The sequence below is a fragment of the Serratia sp. szju genome (genome assembly GCF_044594185.1).
Classification (GTDB): domain Bacteria; phylum Pseudomonadota; class Gammaproteobacteria; order Enterobacterales; family Enterobacteriaceae; genus Serratia; species Serratia bockelmannii.
In genome coordinates this window covers 145,383-168,006 of the sequence record NZ_CP172576.1, presented here as the reverse complement: position 1 = coordinate 168,006, position 22,624 = coordinate 145,383, and the positions used below count along the sequence as shown (strand labels likewise).

General features: G+C 59.3%; 26 protein-coding genes, 1 tRNA gene and 1 riboswitch. Of the genes, 11 read left to right on the top strand and 16 right to left on the bottom strand.

The genetic code is table 11. From position 1 onward, the window contains the following. Positions 1–37: 37 nt before the first annotated feature. Together RE418_RS00880 and ppiB are read right to left on the bottom strand one after the other, a co-directional pair. Positions 38–760 carry a UDP-2,3-diacylglucosamine diphosphatase gene (locus RE418_RS00880; protein WP_089180613.1) on the bottom strand — a complete coding sequence of 241 codons (723 nt, stop codon included), beginning with the start codon at positions 758–760 and terminating at the stop codon, positions 38–40. Positions 761–770: 10 nt separating this feature from the next. Then, positions 771–1,265 (bottom strand): peptidylprolyl isomerase B, encoded by a 495-nt coding sequence (gene ppiB, locus RE418_RS00875; protein ID WP_025301816.1) that lies wholly within the window; start codon positions 1,263–1,265, stop codon positions 771–773. Between the two features lie 308 nt (positions 1,266–1,573). Here ppiB and cysS point away from each other — a divergent pair, with 308 nt between their 5' ends. Beyond that, complete coding sequence (cysS, locus tag RE418_RS00870) at positions 1,574–2,959, top strand: cysteine--tRNA ligase (protein WP_033637393.1); 1,386 nt, start codon at positions 1,574–1,576, stop codon at positions 2,957–2,959. A gap of 61 nt (positions 2,960–3,020) precedes the next feature. Here the strand turns inward: cysS and ybcJ are convergent, their stop codons facing one another. Together ybcJ and folD are read right to left on the bottom strand one after the other, a co-directional pair. Further along, positions 3,021–3,233 carry a ribosome-associated protein YbcJ gene (ybcJ, locus tag RE418_RS00865; RefSeq protein ID WP_033637394.1) on the bottom strand — a complete coding sequence of 71 codons (213 nt, stop codon included), beginning with the start codon at positions 3,231–3,233 and terminating at the stop codon, positions 3,021–3,023. A 10-nt stretch (positions 3,234–3,243) separates the two neighbouring features. Next, complete coding sequence (gene folD / locus RE418_RS00860; protein ID WP_004940177.1) at positions 3,244–4,110, bottom strand: bifunctional methylenetetrahydrofolate dehydrogenase/methenyltetrahydrofolate cyclohydrolase FolD; 867 nt, start codon at positions 4,108–4,110, stop codon at positions 3,244–3,246. Between the two features lie 205 nt (positions 4,111–4,315). On the opposite strand from folD, the gene RE418_RS00855 reads away from it, so the two are divergent. The 7 genes from RE418_RS00855 (at position 4,316) to RE418_RS00825 (ending at position 10,320) form a co-directional block, all read left to right on the top strand. Continuing rightward, positions 4,316–4,525: a hypothetical protein gene (locus RE418_RS00855; RefSeq protein WP_025301819.1), complete on the top strand. Its 210-nt coding sequence runs from the start codon at positions 4,316–4,318 to the stop codon at positions 4,523–4,525. A 389-nt stretch (positions 4,526–4,914) separates the two neighbouring features. Further along, positions 4,915–4,991, top strand: a tRNA-Arg gene (locus tag RE418_RS00850). Between the two features lie 133 nt (positions 4,992–5,124). After that, a complete protein-coding gene (locus RE418_RS00845; RefSeq protein ID WP_049206185.1) occupies positions 5,125–5,451 on the top strand; it encodes a gamma-glutamylcyclotransferase family protein in 327 nt (108 codons plus the stop codon). Positions 5,452–5,560: 109 nt separating this feature from the next. Next, positions 5,561–5,704 carry a hypothetical protein gene (locus RE418_RS00840; RefSeq protein ID WP_016928795.1) on the top strand — a complete coding sequence of 48 codons (144 nt, stop codon included), beginning with the start codon at positions 5,561–5,563 and terminating at the stop codon, positions 5,702–5,704. 125 nt (positions 5,705–5,829) lie between these two features. After that, positions 5,830–7,362: a glycosyltransferase family 39 protein gene (locus RE418_RS00835; protein WP_043135729.1), complete on the top strand. Its 1,533-nt coding sequence runs from the start codon at positions 5,830–5,832 to the stop codon at positions 7,360–7,362. Between the two features lie 327 nt (positions 7,363–7,689). Beyond that, positions 7,690–8,241 carry a flavodoxin family protein gene (locus tag RE418_RS00830; protein ID WP_004940045.1) on the top strand — a complete coding sequence of 184 codons (552 nt, stop codon included), beginning with the start codon at positions 7,690–7,692 and terminating at the stop codon, positions 8,239–8,241. A gap of 630 nt (positions 8,242–8,871) precedes the next feature. After that, complete coding sequence (locus RE418_RS00825; protein ID WP_233494380.1) at positions 8,872–10,320, top strand: GGDEF domain-containing protein; 1,449 nt, start codon at positions 8,872–8,874, stop codon at positions 10,318–10,320. 6 nt (positions 10,321–10,326) lie between these two features. Here the strand turns inward: RE418_RS00825 and RE418_RS00820 are convergent, their stop codons facing one another. Next, a complete protein-coding gene (locus RE418_RS00820) occupies positions 10,327–10,488 on the bottom strand; it encodes a YnfU family zinc-binding protein (protein ID WP_015376921.1) in 162 nt (53 codons plus the stop codon). 81 nt (positions 10,489–10,569) lie between these two features. Further along, positions 10,570–11,049 (bottom strand): cold-shock protein, encoded by a 480-nt coding sequence (locus RE418_RS00815; protein WP_025301823.1) that lies wholly within the window; start codon positions 11,047–11,049, stop codon positions 10,570–10,572. 166 nt (positions 11,050–11,215) lie between these two features. Between RE418_RS00815 and RE418_RS00810 the strand changes: the two genes are divergently transcribed. Then, positions 11,216–11,725 carry a VOC family protein gene (locus RE418_RS00810; protein ID WP_043135732.1) on the top strand — a complete coding sequence of 170 codons (510 nt, stop codon included), beginning with the start codon at positions 11,216–11,218 and terminating at the stop codon, positions 11,723–11,725. Between the two features lie 36 nt (positions 11,726–11,761). Here RE418_RS00810 and RE418_RS00805 read toward each other — a convergent pair whose 3' ends face one another. The 6 genes from RE418_RS00805 to RE418_RS00780 form a co-directional block, all read right to left on the bottom strand. Then, positions 11,762–12,589 carry an amino acid ABC transporter ATP-binding protein gene (locus tag RE418_RS00805; RefSeq protein ID WP_025301825.1) on the bottom strand — a complete coding sequence of 276 codons (828 nt, stop codon included), beginning with the start codon at positions 12,587–12,589 and terminating at the stop codon, positions 11,762–11,764. A 9-nt stretch (positions 12,590–12,598) separates the two neighbouring features. Then, positions 12,599–13,486, bottom strand: a complete 888-nt coding sequence (locus tag RE418_RS00800; RefSeq protein WP_019454099.1) for an amino acid ABC transporter permease — start codon at positions 13,484–13,486, stop codon at positions 12,599–12,601. Between the two features lie 30 nt (positions 13,487–13,516). Then, positions 13,517–14,044 (bottom strand): GNAT family N-acetyltransferase, encoded by a 528-nt coding sequence (locus tag RE418_RS00795; RefSeq protein ID WP_399675701.1) that lies wholly within the window; start codon positions 14,042–14,044, stop codon positions 13,517–13,519. Between the two features lie 9 nt (positions 14,045–14,053). After that, complete coding sequence (locus tag RE418_RS00790; RefSeq protein WP_049206184.1) at positions 14,054–14,974, bottom strand: ABC transporter substrate-binding protein; 921 nt, start codon at positions 14,972–14,974, stop codon at positions 14,054–14,056. Between the two features lie 26 nt (positions 14,975–15,000). Next, the gene (locus RE418_RS00785; RefSeq protein ID WP_049295155.1) at positions 15,001–16,326 is read right to left on the bottom strand and encodes an LLM class flavin-dependent oxidoreductase; all 1,326 of its coding nucleotides are present in this window, start codon (positions 16,324–16,326) and stop codon (positions 15,001–15,003) included. Between the two features lie 189 nt (positions 16,327–16,515). After that, a complete protein-coding gene (locus RE418_RS00780) occupies positions 16,516–17,679 on the bottom strand; it encodes a M20 peptidase aminoacylase family protein (RefSeq protein ID WP_043135741.1) in 1,164 nt (387 codons plus the stop codon). A gap of 346 nt (positions 17,680–18,025) precedes the next feature. Between RE418_RS00780 and cspE the strand changes: the two genes are divergently transcribed. Continuing rightward, positions 18,026–18,235, top strand: coding sequence for a transcription antiterminator/RNA stability regulator CspE (gene cspE, locus RE418_RS00775; protein ID WP_004940030.1), 210 nt, complete (start codon positions 18,026–18,028; stop codon positions 18,233–18,235). Positions 18,236–18,292: 57 nt separating this feature from the next. On the opposite strand, the gene RE418_RS00770 is transcribed toward cspE, so the two are convergent. The 3 genes from RE418_RS00770 to crcB form a co-directional block, all read right to left on the bottom strand. Continuing rightward, positions 18,293–19,483 (bottom strand): multidrug effflux MFS transporter, encoded by a 1,191-nt coding sequence (locus RE418_RS00770; RefSeq protein WP_089180615.1) that lies wholly within the window; start codon positions 19,481–19,483, stop codon positions 18,293–18,295. 6 nt (positions 19,484–19,489) lie between these two features. Then, positions 19,490–20,086 carry a TetR/AcrR family transcriptional regulator gene (locus RE418_RS00765; protein ID WP_025301831.1) on the bottom strand — a complete coding sequence of 199 codons (597 nt, stop codon included), beginning with the start codon at positions 20,084–20,086 and terminating at the stop codon, positions 19,490–19,492. Positions 20,087–20,374: 288 nt separating this feature from the next. Next, positions 20,375–20,758, bottom strand: a complete 384-nt coding sequence (gene crcB, locus RE418_RS00760; RefSeq protein WP_016928782.1) for a fluoride efflux transporter CrcB — start codon at positions 20,756–20,758, stop codon at positions 20,375–20,377. Positions 20,759–20,837: 79 nt separating this feature from the next. Then, a riboswitch (Fluoride riboswitch) is annotated at positions 20,838–20,900 on the bottom strand. A gap of 82 nt (positions 20,901–20,982) precedes the next feature. Here crcB and RE418_RS00755 point away from each other — a divergent pair. Next, the gene (locus tag RE418_RS00755) at positions 20,983–21,411 is read left to right on the top strand and encodes a GNAT family N-acetyltransferase (RefSeq protein ID WP_025301832.1); all 429 of its coding nucleotides are present in this window, start codon (positions 20,983–20,985) and stop codon (positions 21,409–21,411) included. Between the two features lies 1 nt (position 21,412). Here RE418_RS00755 and RE418_RS00750 read toward each other — a convergent pair whose 3' ends face one another. Then, positions 21,413–22,480: a diguanylate cyclase gene (locus RE418_RS00750; RefSeq protein ID WP_043135746.1), complete on the bottom strand. Its 1,068-nt coding sequence runs from the start codon at positions 22,478–22,480 to the stop codon at positions 21,413–21,415. Between the last annotated feature and the right edge of the window lie 144 nt (positions 22,481–22,624).

Below are 22,624 nucleotides of genomic sequence, written 5' to 3'. Positions count from 1 at the left end.
GAAAGCGCGAATTTTTACTCGCGCGTCAGTGCGGAATTCAGAATGGGAATGAGATCAGCTCGACGGCGTCGGCGCTGACTTTGATCATCGATCCTTCGACGTGCCAGGCACCCAGCACCACGCGATGGGCTTCGCCGTTGCTCAATGCCAGCCGGTGCACCGCCGGGCGATGGGTATGGCCGTGGATCATCCAGTGCACGTCGTGGCGCAGCATGGTTTGCTCGACCGCCTGCGGGTTGACGTCCATGATGGCGTCCGACTTGTACTGGTTGGATTGCTGGCTGCGGGCGCGCATCTTGGCGGCGATCTTCAGTCGCCAGCGCAGCGGCATCGCGAGGAACAGTTTTTGAATCAGCGGGTTGTGCACTTTACGGCGGAATTGCTGATAGGCTTGATCGTCAGTGCACAGGGTGTCGCCGTGCAGGATCAGGATCCTGCGGCCGTACAGCTCCAGCACTTTTTCTTCCGGCAGCAGCTGCATGCCGCTGGCGCGGGCGAAGCGTTTGCCGAGCAGAAAATCGCGGTTGCCGTGGATGAAATAGCAGGGCACGCCGGCCTGTTGCAACGTTTTCAGCGCCGCGGCGATCTCCGCATGCAGCGGCTCGGGATCGTCGTCGCCGATCCAGGCTTCAAACAGGTCGCCGAGGATGTACAGCGCGTCGGCGTGCACCGCTTCGCGCCGTAAAAAACGCAGAAAACCGGCAGTGATTGCCGGTTCCTGTGCGCACAAGTGCAGATCTGCGATGAACAGCGTACTCATGCAGCCGCGATTACTCGCTGACGGTCACGCTGTTGATCACGACGTCTTCTACCGGTACGTCCTGGTGCATGCCGCTGCGGCCGGTTTTCACGCCTTTGATCTTGTTGACCACGTCCATGCCTTCAACCACTTCTGCAAACACGCAGTAGCCCCAACCTTGCGCGTTTTCGCCGCGGAAGTTCAGGAAGTCGTTGTCAGCCACGTTGATGAAGAACTGTGCGGTGGCGGAGTGCGGATCGTTGGTACGTGCCATTGCCAGGGTGCCGATGGTGTTTTTCAGACCGTTGTTGGCTTCGTTCTTGATGGTCGCGTTGGTCGCTTTCTGGTTCATGCCCGGCTCGAAACCGCCGCCCTGGATCATGAAGCCGTTGATCACACGGTGGAAGATGGTGTTGTCGTAGAAACCGGCGCGGCAGTAGTTCAGGAAGTTTTCAACGGTAACCGGCGCTTTGTCAGCAAAGGTCTTGATAACGATATCGCCGTGATTGGTGTGGAAAGTAACCATAGTTTTAATCCTAACAAGGTGAAGTGAGACGTCACGTAAAGCGAGTGAACATTCAGACCGCCCTTATAACATATCCGCCCTAGCGAGTCAGCAGCGGCTCAACCGCGCACTGTCTGTGGTAATTGTGTTTATGTTATATTATAACAATTGCGCTGACCGCCGAATTTTGCGCGTTTTCTTCGCGTGAAGCCAGCAAAGCATGGCCTTAACCTTGCAATAGATCAGGCTTCAGGTTTCAATACGCTACCGGGCGGAAACCTGAAGCCCGGTTATCTTTTTTGTTATCACGCACACCACGGAATCTCCCGATGCTAAAGATTTTTAATACCCTGAGTCGTCAAAAAGAGGAATTCAAACCCATTCATGCCGGGAAAGTGGGCATGTACGTGTGCGGGGTAACCATTTATGACCTGTGTCACATCGGCCACGGTCGTACCTTTGTCGCTTTCGACGTGGTGGCGCGTTACCTGCGCTATCTCGGCTATTCGCTGAACTACGTGCGCAACGTCACCGACGTGGACGACAAAATCATCCGCCGCGCGGCGGAAAATCATGAGACCTGCGACCAGCTGACCGAACGCATGCTGGCGGAAATGCACGCCGACTTCGACGCGCTGCTGATCGATCGTCCGGATCAAGAGCCGCGCGCAACCCAGCATATCGCCGAGATCATCGAGATCACGCAGCGCTTGATCGATCGCGATCACGCCTATGTGGCCAGCAACGGCGACGTGATGTTCTCCATCGACAGCGATCCGCAATACGGGCTGCTGTCGCGCCAGGATCTGGATCAGCTGCAGGCCGGCGCGCGCGTGGAAATCGACGACGTGAAGCGCAACCCGATGGACTTCGTGCTGTGGAAAATGTCCAAGCCGGGCGAGCCGAGCTGGCAGTCGCCGTGGGGGCCGGGCCGTCCGGGCTGGCATATCGAATGCTCCGCCATGAACTGCAAACAGCTGGGCACCCATTTCGACATCCACGGCGGCGGTTCCGATCTGATGTTCCCGCACCACGAGAACGAGATCGCGCAGTCGAGCTGCGCCCACGACGGCCCGTACGTCAATTACTGGATGCACTCCGGCATGGTGATGATCGACAAAGAGAAGATGTCCAAATCGCTGGATAACTTCTTCACCATCCGCGACGTGCTCGGCCATTACGATGCGGAAACGGTGCGTTACTTCCTGATGTCCGGCCACTATCGCAGCCAGCTGAACTACAGCGAAGAGAACCTCAAGCAGGCGCGCACCGCGCTGGAGCGCCTCTATACCGCGCTGCGCGGCACCGATGCCGACGCCGCACCGGCCGGCGGCGAAGCGTTCGAAGCCCGCTTCCGCGAAGCGATGGACGACGACTTCAACACCCCGGAAGCCTACTCGGCGCTGTTCGATCTGGCGCGCGAGGTTAACCGCCTCAAGGGTGAAGACATGGCGGCGGCCAACGGCATGGCGGCGGAACTGCGCAAGCTGGCGAAAGTGCTCGGCCTGCTGCAGCAGGAGCCGGAGCAGTTCCTGCAAGGGGGCGCTCAGGTTGATGACGGCGAAGTAGCGGAGATTGAAGCGCTGATCAAACAGCGTAACGAAGCGCGTGCCGCCAAAGACTGGGCGCTGGCGGATGCCGCTCGCGATCGGTTGAACGAGATGAACATCGTGCTGGAAGACGGCCCGCAGGGCACCACCTGGCGCCGTAAATAATCCGGCCGCAGGGAAAAACAAAAAAGGCGCTGAATTCAGCGCCTTTTTCTATGGCAGCGGGTTAGGGTTTAACCATGACCTTGCCGCCGTTGAACTCCACGACCTGATCGGCGACGATCTTGCAGCGCTTGCGGGTTTCGACCTTGCCGTCGACTTTCACCTGCCCTTCAGCGATCACTTCTTTGGCGGCGCCGCCGCTTTCACACCAGCCCTGGAACTTCAGCAGATCGCACAGTTCGACGTGGGGATGATTGTCCAGATTGAAAATTTCCATACTGCCTTACTTATTTAGGTTGAACGTCGTGATATTCCTCGCAGGCCTGCAAGGTATTTTGGATCAGTGTAGCAACGGTCATCGGGCCAACGCCACCCGGCACCGGGGTGATGTAGGCGGCGCGCTCGCTGGCGGCGTCGAAATCGACATCGCCCACCACTTTACCGCTTTCCAAGCGGTTGATGCCGACGTCCACCACGATGGCGCCCGGTTTGATCCAGTCGCCCGGAATGAAGCCCGGTTTGCCGACCGCCACCACCAGCAGATCGGCGTTTTCGACGTGATGACGCAGATTCTTGGTGAAGCGGTGGGTGACGGTGGTGGTGCAGCCGGCCAGCAGCAGCTCCATGCTCATCGGGCGGCCGACGATGTTGGACGCGCCGACCACCACGGCATTCAGGCCGTAGGTATCGATGTTATAACGCTCCAGCAGGGTGACGATGCCGCGCGGCGTGCAGGGGCGCAGCTTAGGCGCGCGCTGGCACAGGCGGCCGACGTTGTACGGGTGGAAGCCGTCGACGTCTTTGTCCGGATGGATGCGTTCCAGCACCTTGACGTTATCGATGCCGGCCGGCAGCGGCAGCTGCACCAGAATGCCGTCGATTTCCTCATCGGCGTTCAACTGGTCGATCAACGCCAACAGCTCGGCTTCACTGGTGGCAGCGGGCAGGTCGTAGGAGCGGGAAAGGAAGCCGACTTCATCGCAGGCGCGGCGCTTGCTGGCGACGTAAATTTGCGAAGCCGGGTTCTCGCCGACCAGCACAACCGCCAGCCCTGGGGCGCGCTTGCCGGCCGCCAGACGTTGTTTCACTTGCTCAGCCACTTCGTTTCTAACCTGCTGCGCAATCGTTTTACCATCAATAATCTTTGCTGACATCAGTGTGGAAATCCATCAATTAAGAAAAGCGGGGATGCCGCTATTCTGGCAGAAGCTGAGCGCGCTGTCAGGCGCAGAATCACCCTCGCCGCCGTTGCCGACGGCGATTTACGCTTTTTTTATATCGGCCTCAGGATCCTCTACGCCATTTTTACCTGCATTTGCATACGCTGGGGCCATACACAGGGCGAAAGAGGGCAGGATCATGAGAGCGATAACCCGGCTTTATCCGTTGCATCATCAACCTGATCAGCAACCGGCGGAGCCTAAACACGTAGGGGAGACGGTGTTCGATTCTTCACGGCATCCGGCGGGCAGTGCGCAACTCACCGCGCTGCATCAGCTCGGCCAGCACCAGGCAGCGCCGTCGTGGCGGGCGCGCCTGAGCGCGCTGTGGCGGAAGCTGTGCGCATGAACGGCAGCGCATGGGGAGGTTGCGCGCTATTGCTGGCTTGGGCGCCGTGGAGCCAGGCATCCTTAAACAGCGCACGCCCTGACTCCGCATTGGGGGAAAGGGGGGAAGCGACCTGCAATATGCAGGTGGTTGAGCATGCCGATTGGGGGGATATTGCCGCAGTGGTACAGTCTACGCGCCTTTGTCTGCGGCGGGGCGGTGGGCGGCAAGAGGCTGAGCGCACACCAGGCGATACCGCGGTCGGCCTGGCGCACCGTAACATAGCGCGGGCGCTGGCGGAAAAAACGCCATAAAGCGCCGTCGCCGCCGTAACGTCATGAAAAGGCATTGACTCGCTAACCTCTGACCGTATAATCGCAACCCGCAACCACAGGTTGCCGCATCTCAATGCGCCCTTAGCTCAGTTGGATAGAGCAACGGCCTTCTAAGCCGTAGGTCATAGGTTCGAATCCTATAGGGCGTGCCATTACTTCCTTGATTTTCTTCCCCCCGACTTGTTCCCTCAAAAATTCGACTGCGTAATCCATACTCTCGTTGGCTCGCCATTAAGCGCCATGCTATGTTCGTTCGCTAACTTTTAGTCAGTGGCAGAGAGCAACATGCAAAGCTTATTCGTGTACGGCACCCTGGGGCCGGGCAGACCCAATGCGCACATTATGGAAGCCATCGGCGGCAGTTGGGAAGAAGGCAGCGTCGGCGGATCGCTGCTTAACGAAGGCTGGGGCGCCGAGATGGGCTACCCAGGCATCGTGTTGGATAACAGCGGCAATCGGGTGAACGGTTTTCTGTTCCGTTCAGCTAATCTCGTCAACCACTGGCCGACTCTCGATGCGTTCGAAGGTGAGGGGTATGAACGGGTGGCGGTCAGCGTCTCCACCGCCGGCGGCGAAACCGTCGATTCGTTTATCTACATGTTGAAGAAATGAGATGAAGCCGCCTCGCCGAGTGAGTGCGAGGCGCTTGACCCGCCGGCAATTGAACTTTCGTTTATTTTGCCGCGCTACAATAGGCGAAAATTTCCCCATGGAGCCTATCGTGCGCAAATCCAGATTCCTGCTCGTGACCTTGCTGTGCCTGTGCGCCGCCGCCGTGCTGTACGTCATGGCTTACCGGGCGTTGGGGCATTACCTCAGCGACGGGGAGAAAGCCTACCCGGATATCAGCGTTGAAATCCGCTGAGGGCCGTGCGGCGCCGCGGTGATTGCACCGACTTTTTCGCACTGATTTACCCGCCATTTACCCGCCGTCGGCAATGATGACGCTGCGTCTCCACACGGTGTGGTTCTCTTGGGCGGAATGCCGTTATGTCACTGCAGCAGGTATCGAATGTTTCTTTGAGCAACAACGGCTTAAAGGGCATCGGTTACAAACATTACGCGTTGGCGATCGTGGCGTTTTCGGCGATCGTGCGATTTATTTCCTTATCAGATCGGTATTTTTGGTGCGATGAAGCCTCCAGTGTACTGACCAGCCGCTATGACGTGGGCGCTTTGCTGTACCACGCTTCTTTCGATGTTCACCCGCCGCTTTATTACCTGTTGCTGCATGGCTGGATGGCGCTGTTTGGCGACGGCATCATGGCGGCCCGCTCGCTGAGCCTGGTGTTCGGCGTGATGACGGTGGCGTTGGCGATGCGTTTTACCCGTTGGTTGACCAATGAGCGGGCGGCGCTGATAGCGGGGTGGCTGATGGCAATCATGCCGATGGCGGTGCGTTACAGCCAGGAGGCGCGCATGTACGCGCTGATGGGGATGCTGGCGATCGCCGCCGCCATGGCGTTGGCGAAGTGGCTGAAAACGCCGGATAACCACCGTTACCTGGCGCTGTATGCGTTATTGATGACGCTGAGCTTTTATACCCACTACTTCACGATTTTTACGCTGATCGCTCACTGGCTGGTGCTGCTGGCGCTGTCGTGCCGCCGCGAAGGCGTACGTTACATCAAGCAGCCGGCGTGGTGGCTGGCCAATGTGGCGATCGGGGTGGCCTACATTCCCTGGCTGCTGGTGCTGTTCAATCTGCTGGCGCATATCGCCGAGCTGCGGGTCGGCGGCGACGTCGGTTGGATCCCTCAGGTTTCCTGGGGCGATCTGCCGGCGATGTATTGGCGTTTTCTCACTGGGCATGATGGCAGCAATTATCCGACGGTCATTCTCTGGCTGTTGCCGGCGATGTTTATCGCCTTATGTTCATTGCTACTGTGGCGGCGGGAGACGCCGAGAACATTCTCGCTGCTGCTGCTCGGCGGCATTCTGATCCCGGTGACGTTGGTATTCGCCATTTCCTGGCGCTCGCCGCTGTTTGTCGATCGCTACCTCTATTCGGCCGCGCTGGGCATTCCGCTGGTGTTGGGCGTGCTGATCGCCGGCACGAAAAGCCGGGTGCGCGGGATTTCTTTGCTGCTGTTCTTCAGTTTGCTGTTCGGCTGCGGCGTGCGTAACGATTACCCGGTCGAGAAAGATGAGTTCAAAGTGATGGTGCACTACATCAACAGTCTCTATCAGCCTAACGATGCAGTGGTGGTCAGCAACATGTTCAACTATCTGAGCTATGTGTATTACAACAAGCAGGGCTATCGCGCCCTGTTGTATACCCCGGCCAGGCCCAACGGCATTTCGGGCAAGCCCAATGCCTATGGTTTCGGCACCTTTTTCCACGATCGGGCGGCGCAGACTTACGTCGATAATCTCAGCGCGTTAGCGAAAGGCCATCGCCGGGTCTGGCTGGTCAGCGGCGGCGATTTCAATCAGGACTTCGGCCGTTCGCCGCCGGGATGGGTCAATACCGGCACCTTCAAAAGCGGCGGTTTCGAATCGCGCCTGTTCGTGGTGCGTTGAGCAAAATGTCATATTTCCCATTCGGCGTTACATCTGGCCGAGCAAACTTACGCGGGGATGACAGTTCTATACATTGGGATTGGTACTGTAGCTCTACCCGATGATGTTGTGTGTTATCCATTCCCTGTAGTGTATTACCCCATCCCTGTTAAGTTTATCCCGCCTTGTGCGGGATTTTTTTTATCTGCGCATACCCGGCGGTGCGTAACGCGATTTTTTTGAATAACACCGTCAGTTTTATTCGGTATTCAGCCGCTGCGCGCTTGATTAGATTGAACGCGAGAGGGGGCGCCGTCGGTGCCTTTGTGCAATGAGTGGAGAATTCCTATGGCGAAGACAGTAGTGGTGTTTCATTCCGGCTACGGCCATACCGAGCGTTTGGCGAAAGTCGTGGCGGAAGGTGCGGGGGCGGAACTGATCGCCATCGATCAGAACGGTGACATCAGCGACGAAGCCTGGCAGACGTTGGATGAGGCGGACGCCATCATCTTTGGCTCGCCGACCTATATGGGCGGCCCATCCTGGCAGTTCAAGAAATTCGCCGACGCGAGCTCCAAAGCCTGGTTCGGCCGCAAGTGGCAGGACAAAGTGTTCGGCGGCTTTACCAACAGCGCCAGCCTGAACGGCGACAAGCAGGTCACGTTGATCGCGCTGCAGACGCTGGCTTCGCAACATGGCGGCCTGTGGGTCAGTCTGGGGCTGCTGCCGGCCAACACCAAATCGGCGCAGCGTACCGACGTCAATAACCTGGGCGGTTCGGTGGGGCTGCTGGTGCAGACCCCGGCGGATGCCGGCGTGGATGAGATGCTGTCGGGCGATCTGGCGACCGCCAAGCTCTATGGCCAGCGCGTAGCGGGCTTTGCCGCCAAACTGGCGTAAGGCCTTACCGTGTAGATGGGGTGGCGGTGCGGTTGAACGGATGCCGCGTTCATTTTCTCTGCACAATTGGCGTGTAGGCTGCGAAATGTTATTAGCCTGCTTGGGCTAACACTGCATTTCGTACAAATATTCCCGGTTCCTAGGCCGGGTTTTTTGTTGCTAAGGTCCGCTTAAGCTTTCACCGCTATACTGCGTGGCAACACGGGCATGCAAGGCATGGCCGGGTTGTAACTGTCGATTTGCTGTTGTTCAAGCAAGCCCGCTTCATGCGGGCTTTTTTTGGGTTGTTATTGCACGGGCGGCCCAGTTGCAGGAAAATAATCGCGCAGTTATTCAAACATCATTCAACGACCAATAACCACAAGCTTATTAATGTAATTGACGCCGTCGGCGACCTATTACGCTATGCGCTATGCTGACAGCAGAGTAGCCATTATTTGCTGACGCTACGCGGGTGTGCCCGCCGCAGCCGAACGGGGCTAAGAAAAGTCTGTTAATTAAATGTTAACGTTTTTTATTATTGATTTGTCTGGCTTTTTTGGTTGAAATCCGGGTTGACTATCCCTCACTGGCCGGGCGAGAGAGTATGCACATTATTATTCTGGTTATTAGCAAAATATGGGCAAGGCGATGAACGCCAGAATAAACGCCAGGCATGGCCTGCCGCTAACGGTTCAGCTGATCAATCTTTTCATGCTGGCCTTTTTACTTTCCCTGGTGGGTATTCTTAGCCGGCCGATTGGCTCGCTTTCCTTATTTTGGCCGGTGAATGCGATTCTGCTCGGTCTGCTGCTGCGCAAACCCGTTTACGGCACGCCGCTCGGCTGGCTTACCACCTATCTGGGCATGGTCGCCGCCGATCTCAGCACCGGCGAAGGCTGGTCTCTGGCGCTGTGGCTGAACGCCTGCAACATGTCGCTGATCGCCGTCGGTTACGGCATCATGCTGATGCTGCCACAATCTCAACGGCGCATGGGCAAGCCCCAGGCGATACTCTATATGTTCAGCGCCAGTTTGGCCGGCGCGGCGGTGGCGTCGACGCTGTCGGTGCTGCGTAATGATAGCCTCTATAACAACACGGTGGTGATCGCCTGGCTGGCTTGGTTCAGTGAGCAATTCTCGACGACCTTGCTGCTGTTGCCGGTGCTGATGGCGGCGCCGCGGCTGAAGCAACTGCTGCGTATGCAGGTACGTTGGCGCCTGAAAGGCTGCCTGCCGTTGCTGGCGTTGCTGCTGTCGCTGGCGTTTAGCGTCTATATCGGCGGGCCGGGCGCCATCGCCTTCCCGATCCCGGCGCTGCTGTGGTGCGCGGTACGCTACCCGCTGTTCCCCGTGACGTTGCTGACGTTGTTGACCGGCATGACCGAGATCAGCAGCATTTCTGCCAACCTGGTGCTTTATGAAACGCCGAACAACCACAACGCCTTCCTCGATACCCTGATGTCCGCCCGATTGGGCATCGCCATGCTGGTGATGGGGCCGCTGATCCTCGCCAGCTCCATCGCCGCCAACCGCAAGCTGATGCGGCGTCTGGAGCACAGTGCCAACCACGATTTTCTGACCGGGGTGCTGGCGCGCAGCGCGATGACCCGCAAAGCGGGCGAGTTGCTGGAGCATAAACACCGTTCCAAAGAGGCGGTGTCGCTGCTGCTGATCGACATCGATCATTTCAAGCAGATCAACGATACGCACGGCCACAGCGCCGGCGATCAGGTTTTGGCGTCGTTCGCGCACATCGTGCGGCGCGAGCTGCGTCACGATCAGCTGTTCGGCCGCTTGGGAGGGGAAGAGTTTGCTATCATGCTGCCGCGCGCGCTGGCGGCGCAGGGCGTGGCGCTGGGGGAACATTTGCGCCGGCTGGTGGAGCAGACGGAGCTGCAGGCGGAAGGCAAGCAGACGTTGAAAATCACCATCAGCGTCGGCGTCGCCAGCCTGGCGATGAATGAGGTGAAATCGTTGGAACAGCTGATGAATATGGCGGATATCGCGCTGTATCGCGCCAAATCGCAGGGGCGTAATCGGGTGGAGTCGTTCAACGTGATCAACGGCAACAGCGTCGAGCATATCCTGTTCCGTTAACCGTTTTCAGCCTTGCCTGGGCTCGAAGCGGGTTTCGCAATTAGGGCAAATCAGTATCACATCTTGCAGCATTGCTGCGCATTTTTGCCGGGTAACATAGCCGCATTTAGGGCAGACGATTTGGGTGGAGCGGTTGATAAAACCTTTGACGCTGCTGGAATCGGACATATCAATGGCCTGTGTAAGGTGAAAACTCACGCTAACACAGGCAACGACAAATTTCGTTGGTTATTTTCCGTACGCAGATACTTACAGGCTTTTCAGCGCCTTGATGGTTTCATCCATATCGATCTCGTGCTCGGAGAAGGTATGGGTGGTGTTCTGGAAGGTGGTAATGGTCAGCATGCGCAGCGTTTGCATGGTCTGCGCCTGATCTTCGGACTGTGGGCGAATGCGGTTCATCAGCAGGCCGACCGACAGCACGGTGTTCTCTTTATCCACGTCGGCTTTGACCGGCACTTCCTTGGTGAAGGTATTAAAAGACTTGATGCTGGTGATCTTGATTCTTTCATTGGCGATGATGATGTATTTGCTGGGCGCCAACACTTTTACCGCATAAGCCGACGGGCCTTTGGTGTTGTTGGTTGGCTCGAAGGTGACCGCCGCGTTTTTCTTAATCAGCTCCGGGTTCTGCACTTTAATCACGTGAAAATAACGATTTTCTCCGTTCTCGTCGGTAATAAAGCCGAAGCCTTTGTCTTCAAAAAAAGTCGTTATCTTGCCGTTCATCGCTATTCTCACAAAAGGGTTCAATACAGCGCTTATGATAGCGCGGAATGCCTTGCAGCGACAGATTGCGCGGGCGGCATTTAGTCATGCGATAACGGCATTTAGCGGCTTCCTGGCCACATGCTATGTTCATGCTGACTTCATTCAATGCGAAAAAGGAATATCGATGGGCATCAAACGTCTCAATCACGCCGTGCTGTATGTCAGCGATGTGCGGCAGAGCGCCGACTTTTATCATCAGGTCTTGGGCTTCAAGCTGAAGCCGTCCGACAGCCCCGATCGCGCGGTATTTACCCAGGCCGCCGATTCGGAAAACGATCACGATTTGGCGCTGTTCAGCAAGAATCTGGGCCAGCAGCGCGCCGGGGTGTTTCGCGCCAACAACGAGCCGCCGGCGGAGCATGAGCCACCGGCCGGGCTGTACCATCTGGCCTGGGAAGTGGACAGTCTGGAAGAGCTGGAGCGCATTCGTCACCAGTTGGCCGAACGCGGTATTCTCGGGCTGGAAGAGGATCATGGCGTGCACAAAAGCATTTATGGTCACGATCCGGACGGGCTGCTGTTCGAGGTGACCTGGTTTATTCCGCCGGCGTTGCTGACCGACGAGGATAAAAACCAGCAGGGGATCCGCCCGCTGGATTTCGCCGCCGAGAAGCGGCGTTTCGCCGGCCTATAAGCGGCTCAGGTGCGGGGCGCCGCGGCGCCCCGACGATCACAGCACTTTGTTGAGGAAGTTAACGGTGCGCGGATGCTGCGGTTGGGACAGCACCTGCCTGGCGTCGCCCTGTTCGACGATCTGCCCGTCGACCATAAACACCACCCGATCCGCCGCTTCGCGCGCAAAGCCGATTTCATGCGTGACCACCACCAGCGTGACACCCAGATCCGCCAACCCTTTAATCACGTCCAGCACTTCGCCGACCAGCTCGGGATCGAGCGCGGAGGTCGGTTCATCGAACAGGATCACCTTCGGGTTCAGCGCCAGCGCGCGCGCGATGGCGATGCGTTGTTGTTGGCCGCCGGAGAGGTGGCGCGGGTAGGCATCCGCCTTGTGGCGCAGCCCGACGGTATCCAGCAGCTCATAGGCGACCGCCTTCGCCCGCTCGCGGGAGTGAATTTTGTGCACCACCGGCGCTTCGATGATGTTTTCCAGCACCGTCAGGTGCGGGAACAGGTTGAAATTTTGGAACACATAGCCGACGTTGATGCGCTGCCGGAGGATGGCCTTTTCCTTCAGCTCGTACAGCCGGTTGCCCTTGCGGCGGTAGCCGACGTAGTCGCCGTCGATGCGGATAAAGCCCTCGTCGACGCGCTCCAGGTGGTTGATCGCCCGCAGCAGCGTCGATTTGCCGGAGCCGGAAGGGCCGAGGATCACGGTCACGGTGCCCGGCTGCAGCGTCAGGCTGACGTCGTCCAGCGCCTTGTGTTTGCCGAAGAACTTGCTGACGTTGCTGATTTCGATCAGGCCGCGTGCCGGCACCGGGGTGAGATTGCGTACCGGCTGCTCGGGCAAGGCGTAATAATCAATGGCTTCAGACATGTGGGTCTCCTAACGTTTTAGCCAGCCGGCCAGTTTCTGCCAGGGCGTCGGCGGCAATTCGCGCACCGCGCCCCGGGCGAAATAGCGCTCGATATAGTATTGGATCACCGACAGCGCGGTGGTGATGAACAGGTACCAGACGGTGGCGACCATCAGCAGCGGTATCACCTGCTGGGTGCGGTTATAGATAACCTGAATGGTGTAAAACAGCTCCGGCAGCGCCAGCACGTAAACGATAGAGGTGCCTTTCGCCAGGCTGATGATCTCGTTGAAGCCGGTCGGAATAATGGAGCGCAGTGCCTGCGGCAGAATGATACGGAAGGTGCGACGATAGCCCGGCAGGCCTAGCGCCGCCGCCGCCTCGTGCTGGCCGTAATCCACGCCCAGGATGCCGCCGCGGATGATCTCGGCGGTGTAGGCGGACTGCACCAGCGTCAGGCCCAGCACCGCCACGGCGAACTGGCCGAGAATGTCGATGGTGGGAAAGCTGGCGAACACCACGGAGGTGAAGGGAATGCCCAGCGAGATGGCGTCATACAGATAGGAGAAGTTGTACAGAATGATCAGCACCAGGATCAGCGGCAGAGAGCGAAACAGCCAGATATAGCCCCAGGCCAGCGACGCCAGCAGGTAGGAGCGCGACAGGCGCGCCAGCGCCAACAGGGTGCCGAACAGGATGCTGAACAGCGTACCGAGCAGCGTCAGCAGCAGGGTTTGCCCCAGCCCCGCCAGTACCGCCGGCGCGAAGAACCACTCGGCGAACACGCCCCATTCCCAGCGCGCGTTACCCGCCACCGATTGCACGATGGCGGCCAGAATAAACAGCGAAAACAGCGCGCCGATCAGCCGCAGCGGATAGCGGGCGGGCACCACTTTCAAGACTTCTTGTTTGGACATGTCATGTCTCCCGATACAGATAAAGGGGTCTTAGGCGATTTTCCTTTCCGACGCGCAACAACACGCGTCCTCTGCAATCAGGCTTTTGCGGAACGGCAGGCGGCCATCGTAGGGCGGCCGGCTGTAAACCTCGCTGTCGACGGTGGGATCGAACTGCGGCTGATACCCGTTGTTCAGATACAGGCCCACCGCTTCGGGCTGGCGAAAGCCGGTGGTCAGATAGAGCCGGCGATATCCCTGCGCCAGCGCCAGCGTTTCCAACTGCTGCAACACTCGCTGCGCCAGGCCCTGGCGGCGCAGATCGCCTCGCGTCCAGATGCGCTTCAGCTCGGCGGTCTGTGCGTCATAGCGTTTGAAGGCGCCCATGGCGATCGGCGCACCGGCGCACAGCAACACGATGAAGGCCCCTTGCGGCGGCGCGTACAGATCCAGCGCTTCCGGTTCCTGGTCACCAAAATAGTCGCCGTAACGCTGGCGATATTCGCCGAACAGCCCCTCGATCACCGGGGCGATCAGCGGGTCGGTCGGCAGCGTCTGAATGAAAGTGTCTTGCGTCATCGCGCGCTCCTAATCGCCCAGGCCGGGCGGGTTGATTTCCGACTGCGCAAGGCGTTCGACGCTCTCGCCCCAGCGGTTGAGCACCCGATCGTACTGCCCGCCGCGGATCGCGCCGTTCAGCGCTTCGTTCACCGCCTGCACCAGGCCGTTGCCTTTACGGGTGGTGACGGCGATGTGTGCCGCCTTGGGCCAACCGCCTTCCACCGTGCCCGCCAGCCGGGTGCGGCCGTTCAGCGCCGCTTTATAGGCGCCCAGCACGTTCGGCCCGAAGTAGGCGTCGGCGCGGCCGGACTGGATCGCCAGCGTGGCGGCCGCATCGTCGGTCACGTAGATCGGCTGGAAGGGTTTGAGCCCCTGCTGCCGGTTCTGTTTGTCCCACGCCAGTAGGATCGCTTCCTGATTGGTGCCGGAGCCAACGATGATCTTTAATCCGGCGATATCGGCAGGCTGTTTGATCGTCGCGATCTTGCCGCCGGTTTTGACGTAAAAGCCGAGCGAATCGATGCGGTAGGTGGCAAAGTCGAAGCGGGTTTTGCGCTCTTTGGTGACGGTGACGTTGGTGATGGCTGCGTCATATTTGCCGGAAACCACCCCCAGCGGCCAGTCTTCCCACGAGGTTTGCACCACGTTTAATTCAAGCCCCAGGCTGTCGGCCACCAGCTGCGCGATATCCACTTCGCTGCCGATCAGCCGCCGGTTATCGGCGGCAAACAGCGCCAGCGGCGGCGTGTTGAGCGCGGCGATTGCAACGGTGAATTGGCCCGGCTTCACGAAGTGGAAATCGGCCGGCAGTTTGGCGATCGCCTGCGGGTTTTTCGGCGCGTGGATCGGGATTTCATTGGCCTGTAAATCGATGCCGGTGCCCGCCTGCGCGGCGCCGGTCAGGCTCAGCAAGGCCGCCACGAGGGCGGCGGTAACGGTTTTCTGCATAGCGGATATCCCTGAAAACGATCTTATTATTGGGTGAATCTGTTCAACGGGCGCTTCAGGCCCAGGTGCTCGCGCAGCGTATCGCCGTGGTACGCCTGACGGAACAGGCCACGCTGTTGCAGGATGGGTACCACCCGATCGACGAAGTGGCCGAAGGCGTTGGGCGTACCGCCGCTGATGATGAAACCGTCGGCGGCTTCACCGTCGAACCAGCGTTGCAGGCCGTCCGCCACCGCTTCCGGCGTGCCGCTGAACACCGGGCGCGGCGAGGCGGCTTCCAGCGCCACCTGGCGCAGCGTGAGGTTACGTTCGCGGGCGTTGCGCTTGATGGCGTCGGTAGTGCTGCGGAAGCTGTTTTGCCCCAGATCGCCGATGTCCGGGAAGGGGGCGTCCAGCGGATGGCGGGAAAAGTCGTAATGTTCGAAGTAGCGGCCAAGATAGTTGAGGGCGTTCTCAATGCTGACCAGGCGGGCGGTCTCCTGGTACTGGCGCTCGACGTCCGCGTCGTCGTCGCCGACGATCACGCTGACGCCCTGGAAGATGCGCAGGTCGTCCGGCTCGCGCCCCTGTTCCACCAGCTGCCGCTTCACGTCCTGATAAAAATCCTGCGCCTGCTCCAGCGTGTCGTGATGGGTGAAGATCGCATCGGCGTGTTGAGCCGCCAGCCGTTTGCCGTCTTCGGAGGCGCCGGCCTGGAACAGGATCGGGCGCCCTTGCGGCGTGCGGCCGATGTTCAGCGGCCCCTGCACCGAGAAGAACTCTCCCTGGTGATTGAGGGTGTGTAGCTTGCCGGTGCGGAAGAATTCGCCGCTAGCCTTGTTGCGCACAAAGGCATCGTCTTCCCAGGAATCCCACAGCCCTTTGGCGACGTCGAGAAATTCGCCGGCGATGCGGTAACGCAGGCTGTGTTCCGGGTGTTCGGCGCGCGAGAAGTTTTTGGCCGAGCCTTCCAGCGGCGACGTCACCACGTTCCAGCCGGCGCGGCCGTTGCTCAGGTGGTCGAGGCTGGCGAACTGGCGGGCGACGGTGAACGGATCGCTGTAAGAGGTGGAAAGGGTGCCTACCAGGCCGATTTTATCGGTGGCGGCGGCCAGCGCGGCCAGCAGGGTGAGCGGTTCGAAACGATTAAGAAAATGCGGAATGGATTTTTCGTTGATATATAACCCATCGGCGACAAACACGAAATCGAATTTCCCCTGTTCGGCTTTTTTCGCCGAGGCGATATTAAATTCGAGGTTGATGCTGGCGTCGGCGGTGGCATCCGGGTGGCGCCAGGCGGACATATTTCCCGATGCGCCGTGCAGAATGGCGCCCAGCCGTAATTGCCGTTGATTATTCGCGTTGTCGCTCATCGTGATTATCCTGTCATGCGCCGCAAAGGCGCGCGGTGTCTGATGTGTCCACTATTGATGAGCGGCAACGGGATGTAAAACAACAAAACAGCATATTCAAATGTTGAAAACTGCAAATATCACGGCGAGCGAAAATAATAATCCCCGGCGCGGTATCTGCGGCGTCGGGGAAATACTATTTCACGTTATTCAGGCGTTGCTGAGGGCTTTTTCTGGCGCGGTAGTGAGCTGTTGCAGCGTGCGTTCCGCCAGCAGCGTAAAATATTGTGCCGCGGGGAACAGGGCGCGTTCATCGGGATTGAAACGCGGATGATGCAGGCCGAACTCGCTGGCGGAGCCGATACTGACGAAGACGCCCGGCACGTGATGCAGATACAGCGCGAAATCTTCACCCCCCATTTGCAGCTCCGCCTCTTCGACCCGGTAGCCGGCCTCGGCGGCGACGGTTTTGCTGAACGCCGCCCAATGGGCGTCGTTGATCACCGCCGGCGGCCCCGGCTGCCAGTGGAGTTCGGCCTGCGCGCCGAGCGCGGCGGCAACGCCGTCGATCACCTGGCGAATTTTATCAGGCACCTGGCGGCGCACCGCGTCGCTGTGGGTGCGCACCGTGCCTTCCAGCTCCACGGTTTGCGGCAGCACGTTCCAGGTATTGCCGCCTTCGATGCGCGTCACGCTCACCACCAGCGATTCCAGCGAGCTGAAGCTGCGGCTGGGCAGCGTCTGCAGCGCGCCGACGATCTGGCTGGCGGTGACGATGGTATCGACGCCCTGTTCCGGTTTGGCGGCGTGGGCGCCTTTGCCGGTGATGAGGATCTGGAAACGATCGACGTTGGCGTAGAACGGCCCGGCGCGGGTGGCGAAGGTGCCGGTGGGCAGCTCCGGCGCGTTATGCAGGCCAAATACCGCCGCAACGTTATCCAGCGCGCCGGCGTCGATCAGGTGCCGGGCGCCGTTGAAGGTCTCTTCCGCCGGCTGGAAGAAGATGCGCACCGTGCCGGGCAGCTCGGCCTCACGCGCTTTGAGCAGGTGCGCGGCGCCGAGCATCACCGAGGTGTGAAAGTCGTGGCCGCAGGCGTGCATTACGCCGCTGTTTTGCGAGCTGAAGGGCACGTCGGCGATTTCGTCGATCGGCAGGGCATCAATGTCGCCGCGCAGCGCGATAATCGGCCCCTTGCCGCTGCCGATCTCCGCCACGACGCCGGTTTTCAGCGCCAGCGGCAGCAGACGGATGCCTGCCTCTTCCAGCCAGCGGGTCAGCCGGGCGGTGGTGGCGAATTCGTGATTGGAAAGTTCCGGGTTTTGGTGCAGCTCACGCCGATAGGCGATGATTTTGTCTGCCAATTGGCTGGTCATAGGCTTGGCTCACAGTGGGAAATAAACCCTAACCCTAGTGCAGGGACCGCCGAAGCAAAAAGACCATCTGGTTATATTTCATAGCGATTGCGTCTGCATGGGGGCGTCAACGCTGGGGGAAGCGGGCGAGTTTGGGCGTTCGCTCGTTGTTCGCCGGCGCAGGGAGAGGTTTGGCCTGGAACGGTAACGTATCGCAACCGGTGCAATCCATTTACACCGGACAACACGGATTTTTTCACTCTTTATCGGATTTCTGTGATCGCGGTGGTGGACAAAATCCTGCCTGCTTGCTGTACTGTAATCGACACAGGTTTTGTGTCTTTCATTCACGTTAAAGGTAAGTTTGATGTCTAAGATTAAAGGTAGCGTTAAGTGGTTTAATGAATCCAAAGGCTTCGGTTTCATTACTCCGGAAGATGGTAGCAAGGACGTTTTCGTCCACTTCTCTGCCATCGTTAGCAACGGTTTCAAAACGCTTGCTGAAGGCCAGCGTGTAGAATTTGAAATCACGAACGGTGCCAAGGGCCCATCTGCCGCTAACGTTACTGCTATCTAAGCTGCGTAGCTGAATTTCTTAAAACCCGCTCATTGAGCGGGTTTTTTATTGGGCGCGTTATGCGTCGTTGCGGCGGGCCAACAGGCCGAACAGCAGGATGGCGATGGCGTAACAGCCGACGATGGTCAGCGCCATCGACAGGCCCGAGGTGCCGCCCAGCCCGGTGAGCGGCACGGCGCAGGCGCCGAGGGCGAACATGCACACGCCGATCAAGGCCGAGGCGCTGCCCGCTTTGTCTCCCTGGCTTTGCATCGCCAGCGAAGAGGCGGTCGGGCCGACGATGCCGATCACCGCTACCGAGAAGAACAGCGGCACCAGCAACACGACCAGCGGCGCATGCAGCGCGGCGGCCAACAGCAGCAACAGCGACGCGACGGCCGCCAGCGTTAACCCGCCCCTCAATACCCGGCGTTCCCCCCAACGCGCACTGAGACGGCTGGCCAGCTGTGCCGCAATGATCAAGCCGACGCCGTTAATGGCGAAGCATAGGCTGAACATCTGCGGGCTGAGGCCGTAGATCTGCTGCAAGACGAAAGGCGAGGCGCCGATATAGGCGAACATGCCGGCCATCACGAAGCCCTGTGTCAGGCACAGGCCCATGAAATAGCGCTGGGTCAGCAACCCGCCGAGCGACATCAGCATCGCCAGGATACCGCCCTGGCTGCGGCGCTCGATCGGCAGGGATTCGCGCAGCTTCAGCGCCGACAGGCTGAACAGCAGCACGGCGATGGCCGCCAGCACGCCGAAGATACCGCGCCAATTCATTACCTGCAGCATCACGCCGCCCAGCACCGGTGCGACGATCGGCGCCAGGCCGTTAACCAGCATCAGCAAGGCGAAGAAACGGGTCAGCTCATGGCCGGCGTACAGATCGCGAGCAATGGCGCGGGAAATCACCGCGCCGCCGGCGCCGGCGATGCCCTGGAGTAGGCGGGCGATCAGCAGTTGGTCGATGCTGGGCGCGAGGGCACACCACAGCGAAGCGCCCAGCAGCAGGATCAGCGACAGCAGCAGCGGGCGCATGCGGCCCAGTTTGTCGCTGTAAGGGCCGAAAATCAGCTGGCCGACGCCCAGGCCGAGCAACCCGGTGGTCAGGCTGAGCTGCGCGGCGGCGGTAGAGGTATTCAGCTCACCCGCCATTTCCGGCAGGGCGGGCAGGTAGAGATCGGTGCACAGCGGCCCCAGCGCGGCCAGCAGGCCAAGCACGACGGCGTACACCAGACGCTGTCTGGCTAAGTGTTTGGTCATGGGAGATTAGAGTTTCCTGAACAGGTGAGAAATGGCCTGCTGATACAGATCGCGCAGCAGGGACGCATCGGCTTTTTGCGTGGTAAGGATACGGTAACCGGTGCCTTCGCTCATGACGGCGATAAATTCCACCCGCGCGGCGATCTCTTCCGCGCTGAAATGGGGATACAGCCGCTGCAGATTGTGGCACACGTGGCGAAACAGCCGCGCTTCCGCATCGCTGAGCAGTTTGGCCACCACCGGGTTGCGCGTGGCCTCGGCGGTCACTTCCAGCATCAGCATGTGATCGGTTTCGCTCTCGCCCGGCTGCTGAAACAGCGTGCGCGCCGCCAACGTACCGGCGATCAGGTTGATGTGATCGCCAAGGTTTTCCAGCCGCTGCATCTTGTTAGTGATGATGCGGTTGACGATCTCTTCGATAATCGCGTCTTTATTGGCGAAATAACGATAGATTTGACCGACGCTGAGCTGCGAGCCTTGGGCGATCTCCGCCATGCTGGCGGCGTGGAAGCCGTGGCGGCGGAAACTGATTTTCGCCGCTTCGACGATCTGATCGCGGCGCGCCTGCACCTTGGCCTGTTTACTGTCGTTGGGGGAGAGCATCTGCCCGATCCTTTGCTACGCGTGAGCCGGGTTCACATTTTTGGGTGTGAACGTTCATTCTCAATTGTAGTGTAAACGGCCGGAAAGACGCAAGATGAACGCGTGCTGCGGGTAAGGGCGCTTAAGCGAACAGGTAGGATTTGATAAAGGCGGCGACGATCAGGACGCACAGCGCAATGGCAATCGCTTCGGCGGCGGTTTTCGGCAGGCTAAACATAGCGGTTTCTCATCCAGTCAGGAGTACTGGATGAGATTATGCGCATGCAAGATTAAGGAAACATTAAGGGCTTAGCGCCCGTTGAGCCACATTACCAGCATAAAGGCCAGCAGCGTCATCGCCAGCGAGCCGGCCAGGTTGAGCAGCATGTTGGCCAGCGCCCAGCCGAAGCGGCCATCTTGCATCAGGTATACCACCTCCAGCGAAAAGGTGGAGAAGGTAGTCAGGCCGCCGCAGAACCCGGTGGTAATCAGTAATTTCCAGGTGGGATCCAGATGCGTCATGCGGGTGAAAATCGCCATCGCCAGGCCGATGATAAAACCACCGATCAGATTGACCATCAGCGTACCGAGCGGAATGTGGGCATTCAGCGGATTCATTTTCATGCTTACCGCCCAGCGCAAAACGCTGCCGACGCCGCCGCCGATAAATACGGCCAGTAAAGAACTCAACATGGGGCAACTACCTTTCAATCAGAGAAATTCACGGGACTCGGAAAGGGACAGGCGTAACGCTACGCGCCTCTCTCCGAGAGGTTACGTAGACATCATCAGCCTGTGAAGGCGGTTAGGGAGGAATGTCATCTCCAGCGTGCCGCACGGCCTTTTTTGCCGTACCCGGTGGATGTTACACCTAACGCCATCTATTTTGTAGTATCGACACTCTGCGAGGTCACCCTATGCAAATCAGAACGGCGCGCCTGAGCGATCGCCATGCTATCGCCGAATTAATGACGGCGTTGGATTATCCCGGCACCGAGGCGTTTCTGACGCAGCGCATGCAGCAACTGTTGGCGCATCCGGATGAGGCGCTGCTGGTGGCGACGGACGGGGAGCAGGTGTTGGGCGTGTTGTCGCTGCATTTCCTGCCGCAGCTGGCGTTGGCCGGCGACATTGGCCGCATCAGCTATTTTTGCGTCGATGACCGAGCGCGCGGCGCGGGCGTAGGCCGGCGGCTGCTGGCGGAGGGCGAGGCGCTGGCGCACCGTCGCGGCTGCGATCGGTTAGAGGTCCATTGCCACAGTCGCCGCGAGCGGGCGCATGCGTTTTACCGGCGCGAAGGCTTTGTCGAAGCGCCGAAGTATTTTGCCAAGTTATTAAGTCAGTAAGTTACTCCCCTGGCGGCACTGCCGTTTCCAACCGGTTGCGGCCATTATGCTTCGCCCGATAGAGCGCACCGTCGGCCGCTTTCAGCCAGTCAAGATAGCCGCCCAGCGCGGGGTGGTAGTTAGCGATGCCTGCGCTGATCTGCAGCCGCAGCTGCGGCGCCTCCTTGAAACTGACCGCGTCCAGCCGCTGCTGGATGCGGTGCAGGACGATTTCCGCCTGTTCGGCGTTAGTGTTCGGCAGCACCGCGCCAAACTCGTCGCCGCCGTAGCGCCCGACGATATCCACGTTGCGCAAGCCGATCAGCAGCTCTTCCGCCAATACCGCCAGGGCTTCATCCCCCAGCGCATGGCCGAAGGTGTCGTTGATGGTTTTGAAGCGGTCGATGTCCATCAGGATCAGCGTGGCGTTGTCCTGGTAGCGGCGGCAGCTATCGAACTGGCGATGCAGAAGATGTTCCCAGTGGCGACGGTTATATAAGCCGGTCAGCCCATCGCGGGTGCTGATGCGTTGCAGCTCCTGTTTTTTTTCCGCCAGCCGTTTGGCGGTGCGGTAGGTCACCAGCCCCAGCAACGTCGGATAAAGGTAGATCATCGGCAGGCACAGATAGACTTGCAGCGGCGTGCTGTATGGATGAAACGGGAAGCCGAGCAGCGTGCCGGTGAGCATCGCCGTGGCCAATTGAATCGCCAATCCTTTGACAAACAGCGCTTTGCCGGCCGAAGCGATGTTGTTCATGCTCATCATCGACAGGATGACGATCGCCGGCAGGGCATTGAATGCCATCATCGCTGCCCAGAAGCCGCCGAAGGCGGAGTCGATCAAGAGGTTGCGGATCTCGGCTTTGAACGGATCTTTGGCGCGGTAGGCCAGGCGATAGGCCAGATGCGGCCAGAGAAAGCCGTGAAAGGCCAGCAATAGCCAGACCGCCGCGGGCGGAGCCAAGGGATAGAGCGCGGCGCAAACGCAGATAAATCCGAGCCCCAGACCGGCGACGCGGGGCAGATAGGTGCGTTTGGCGAAGCTGAGGCCGGATTTTCGGGCATCGAAAATGGATGGGGCAATATACATCCGGCATCTCCCTGATGAGTATCACGGCAGCGTATCATGCGGGTGATAAACTAAGAATAGTCTGGGATTCACGCCGCGAGGTTGCGTGACATTCCTGCAACGGATCTCACTCTGTTACATGTTGCGGTTGTGTGAGCCGAAGGA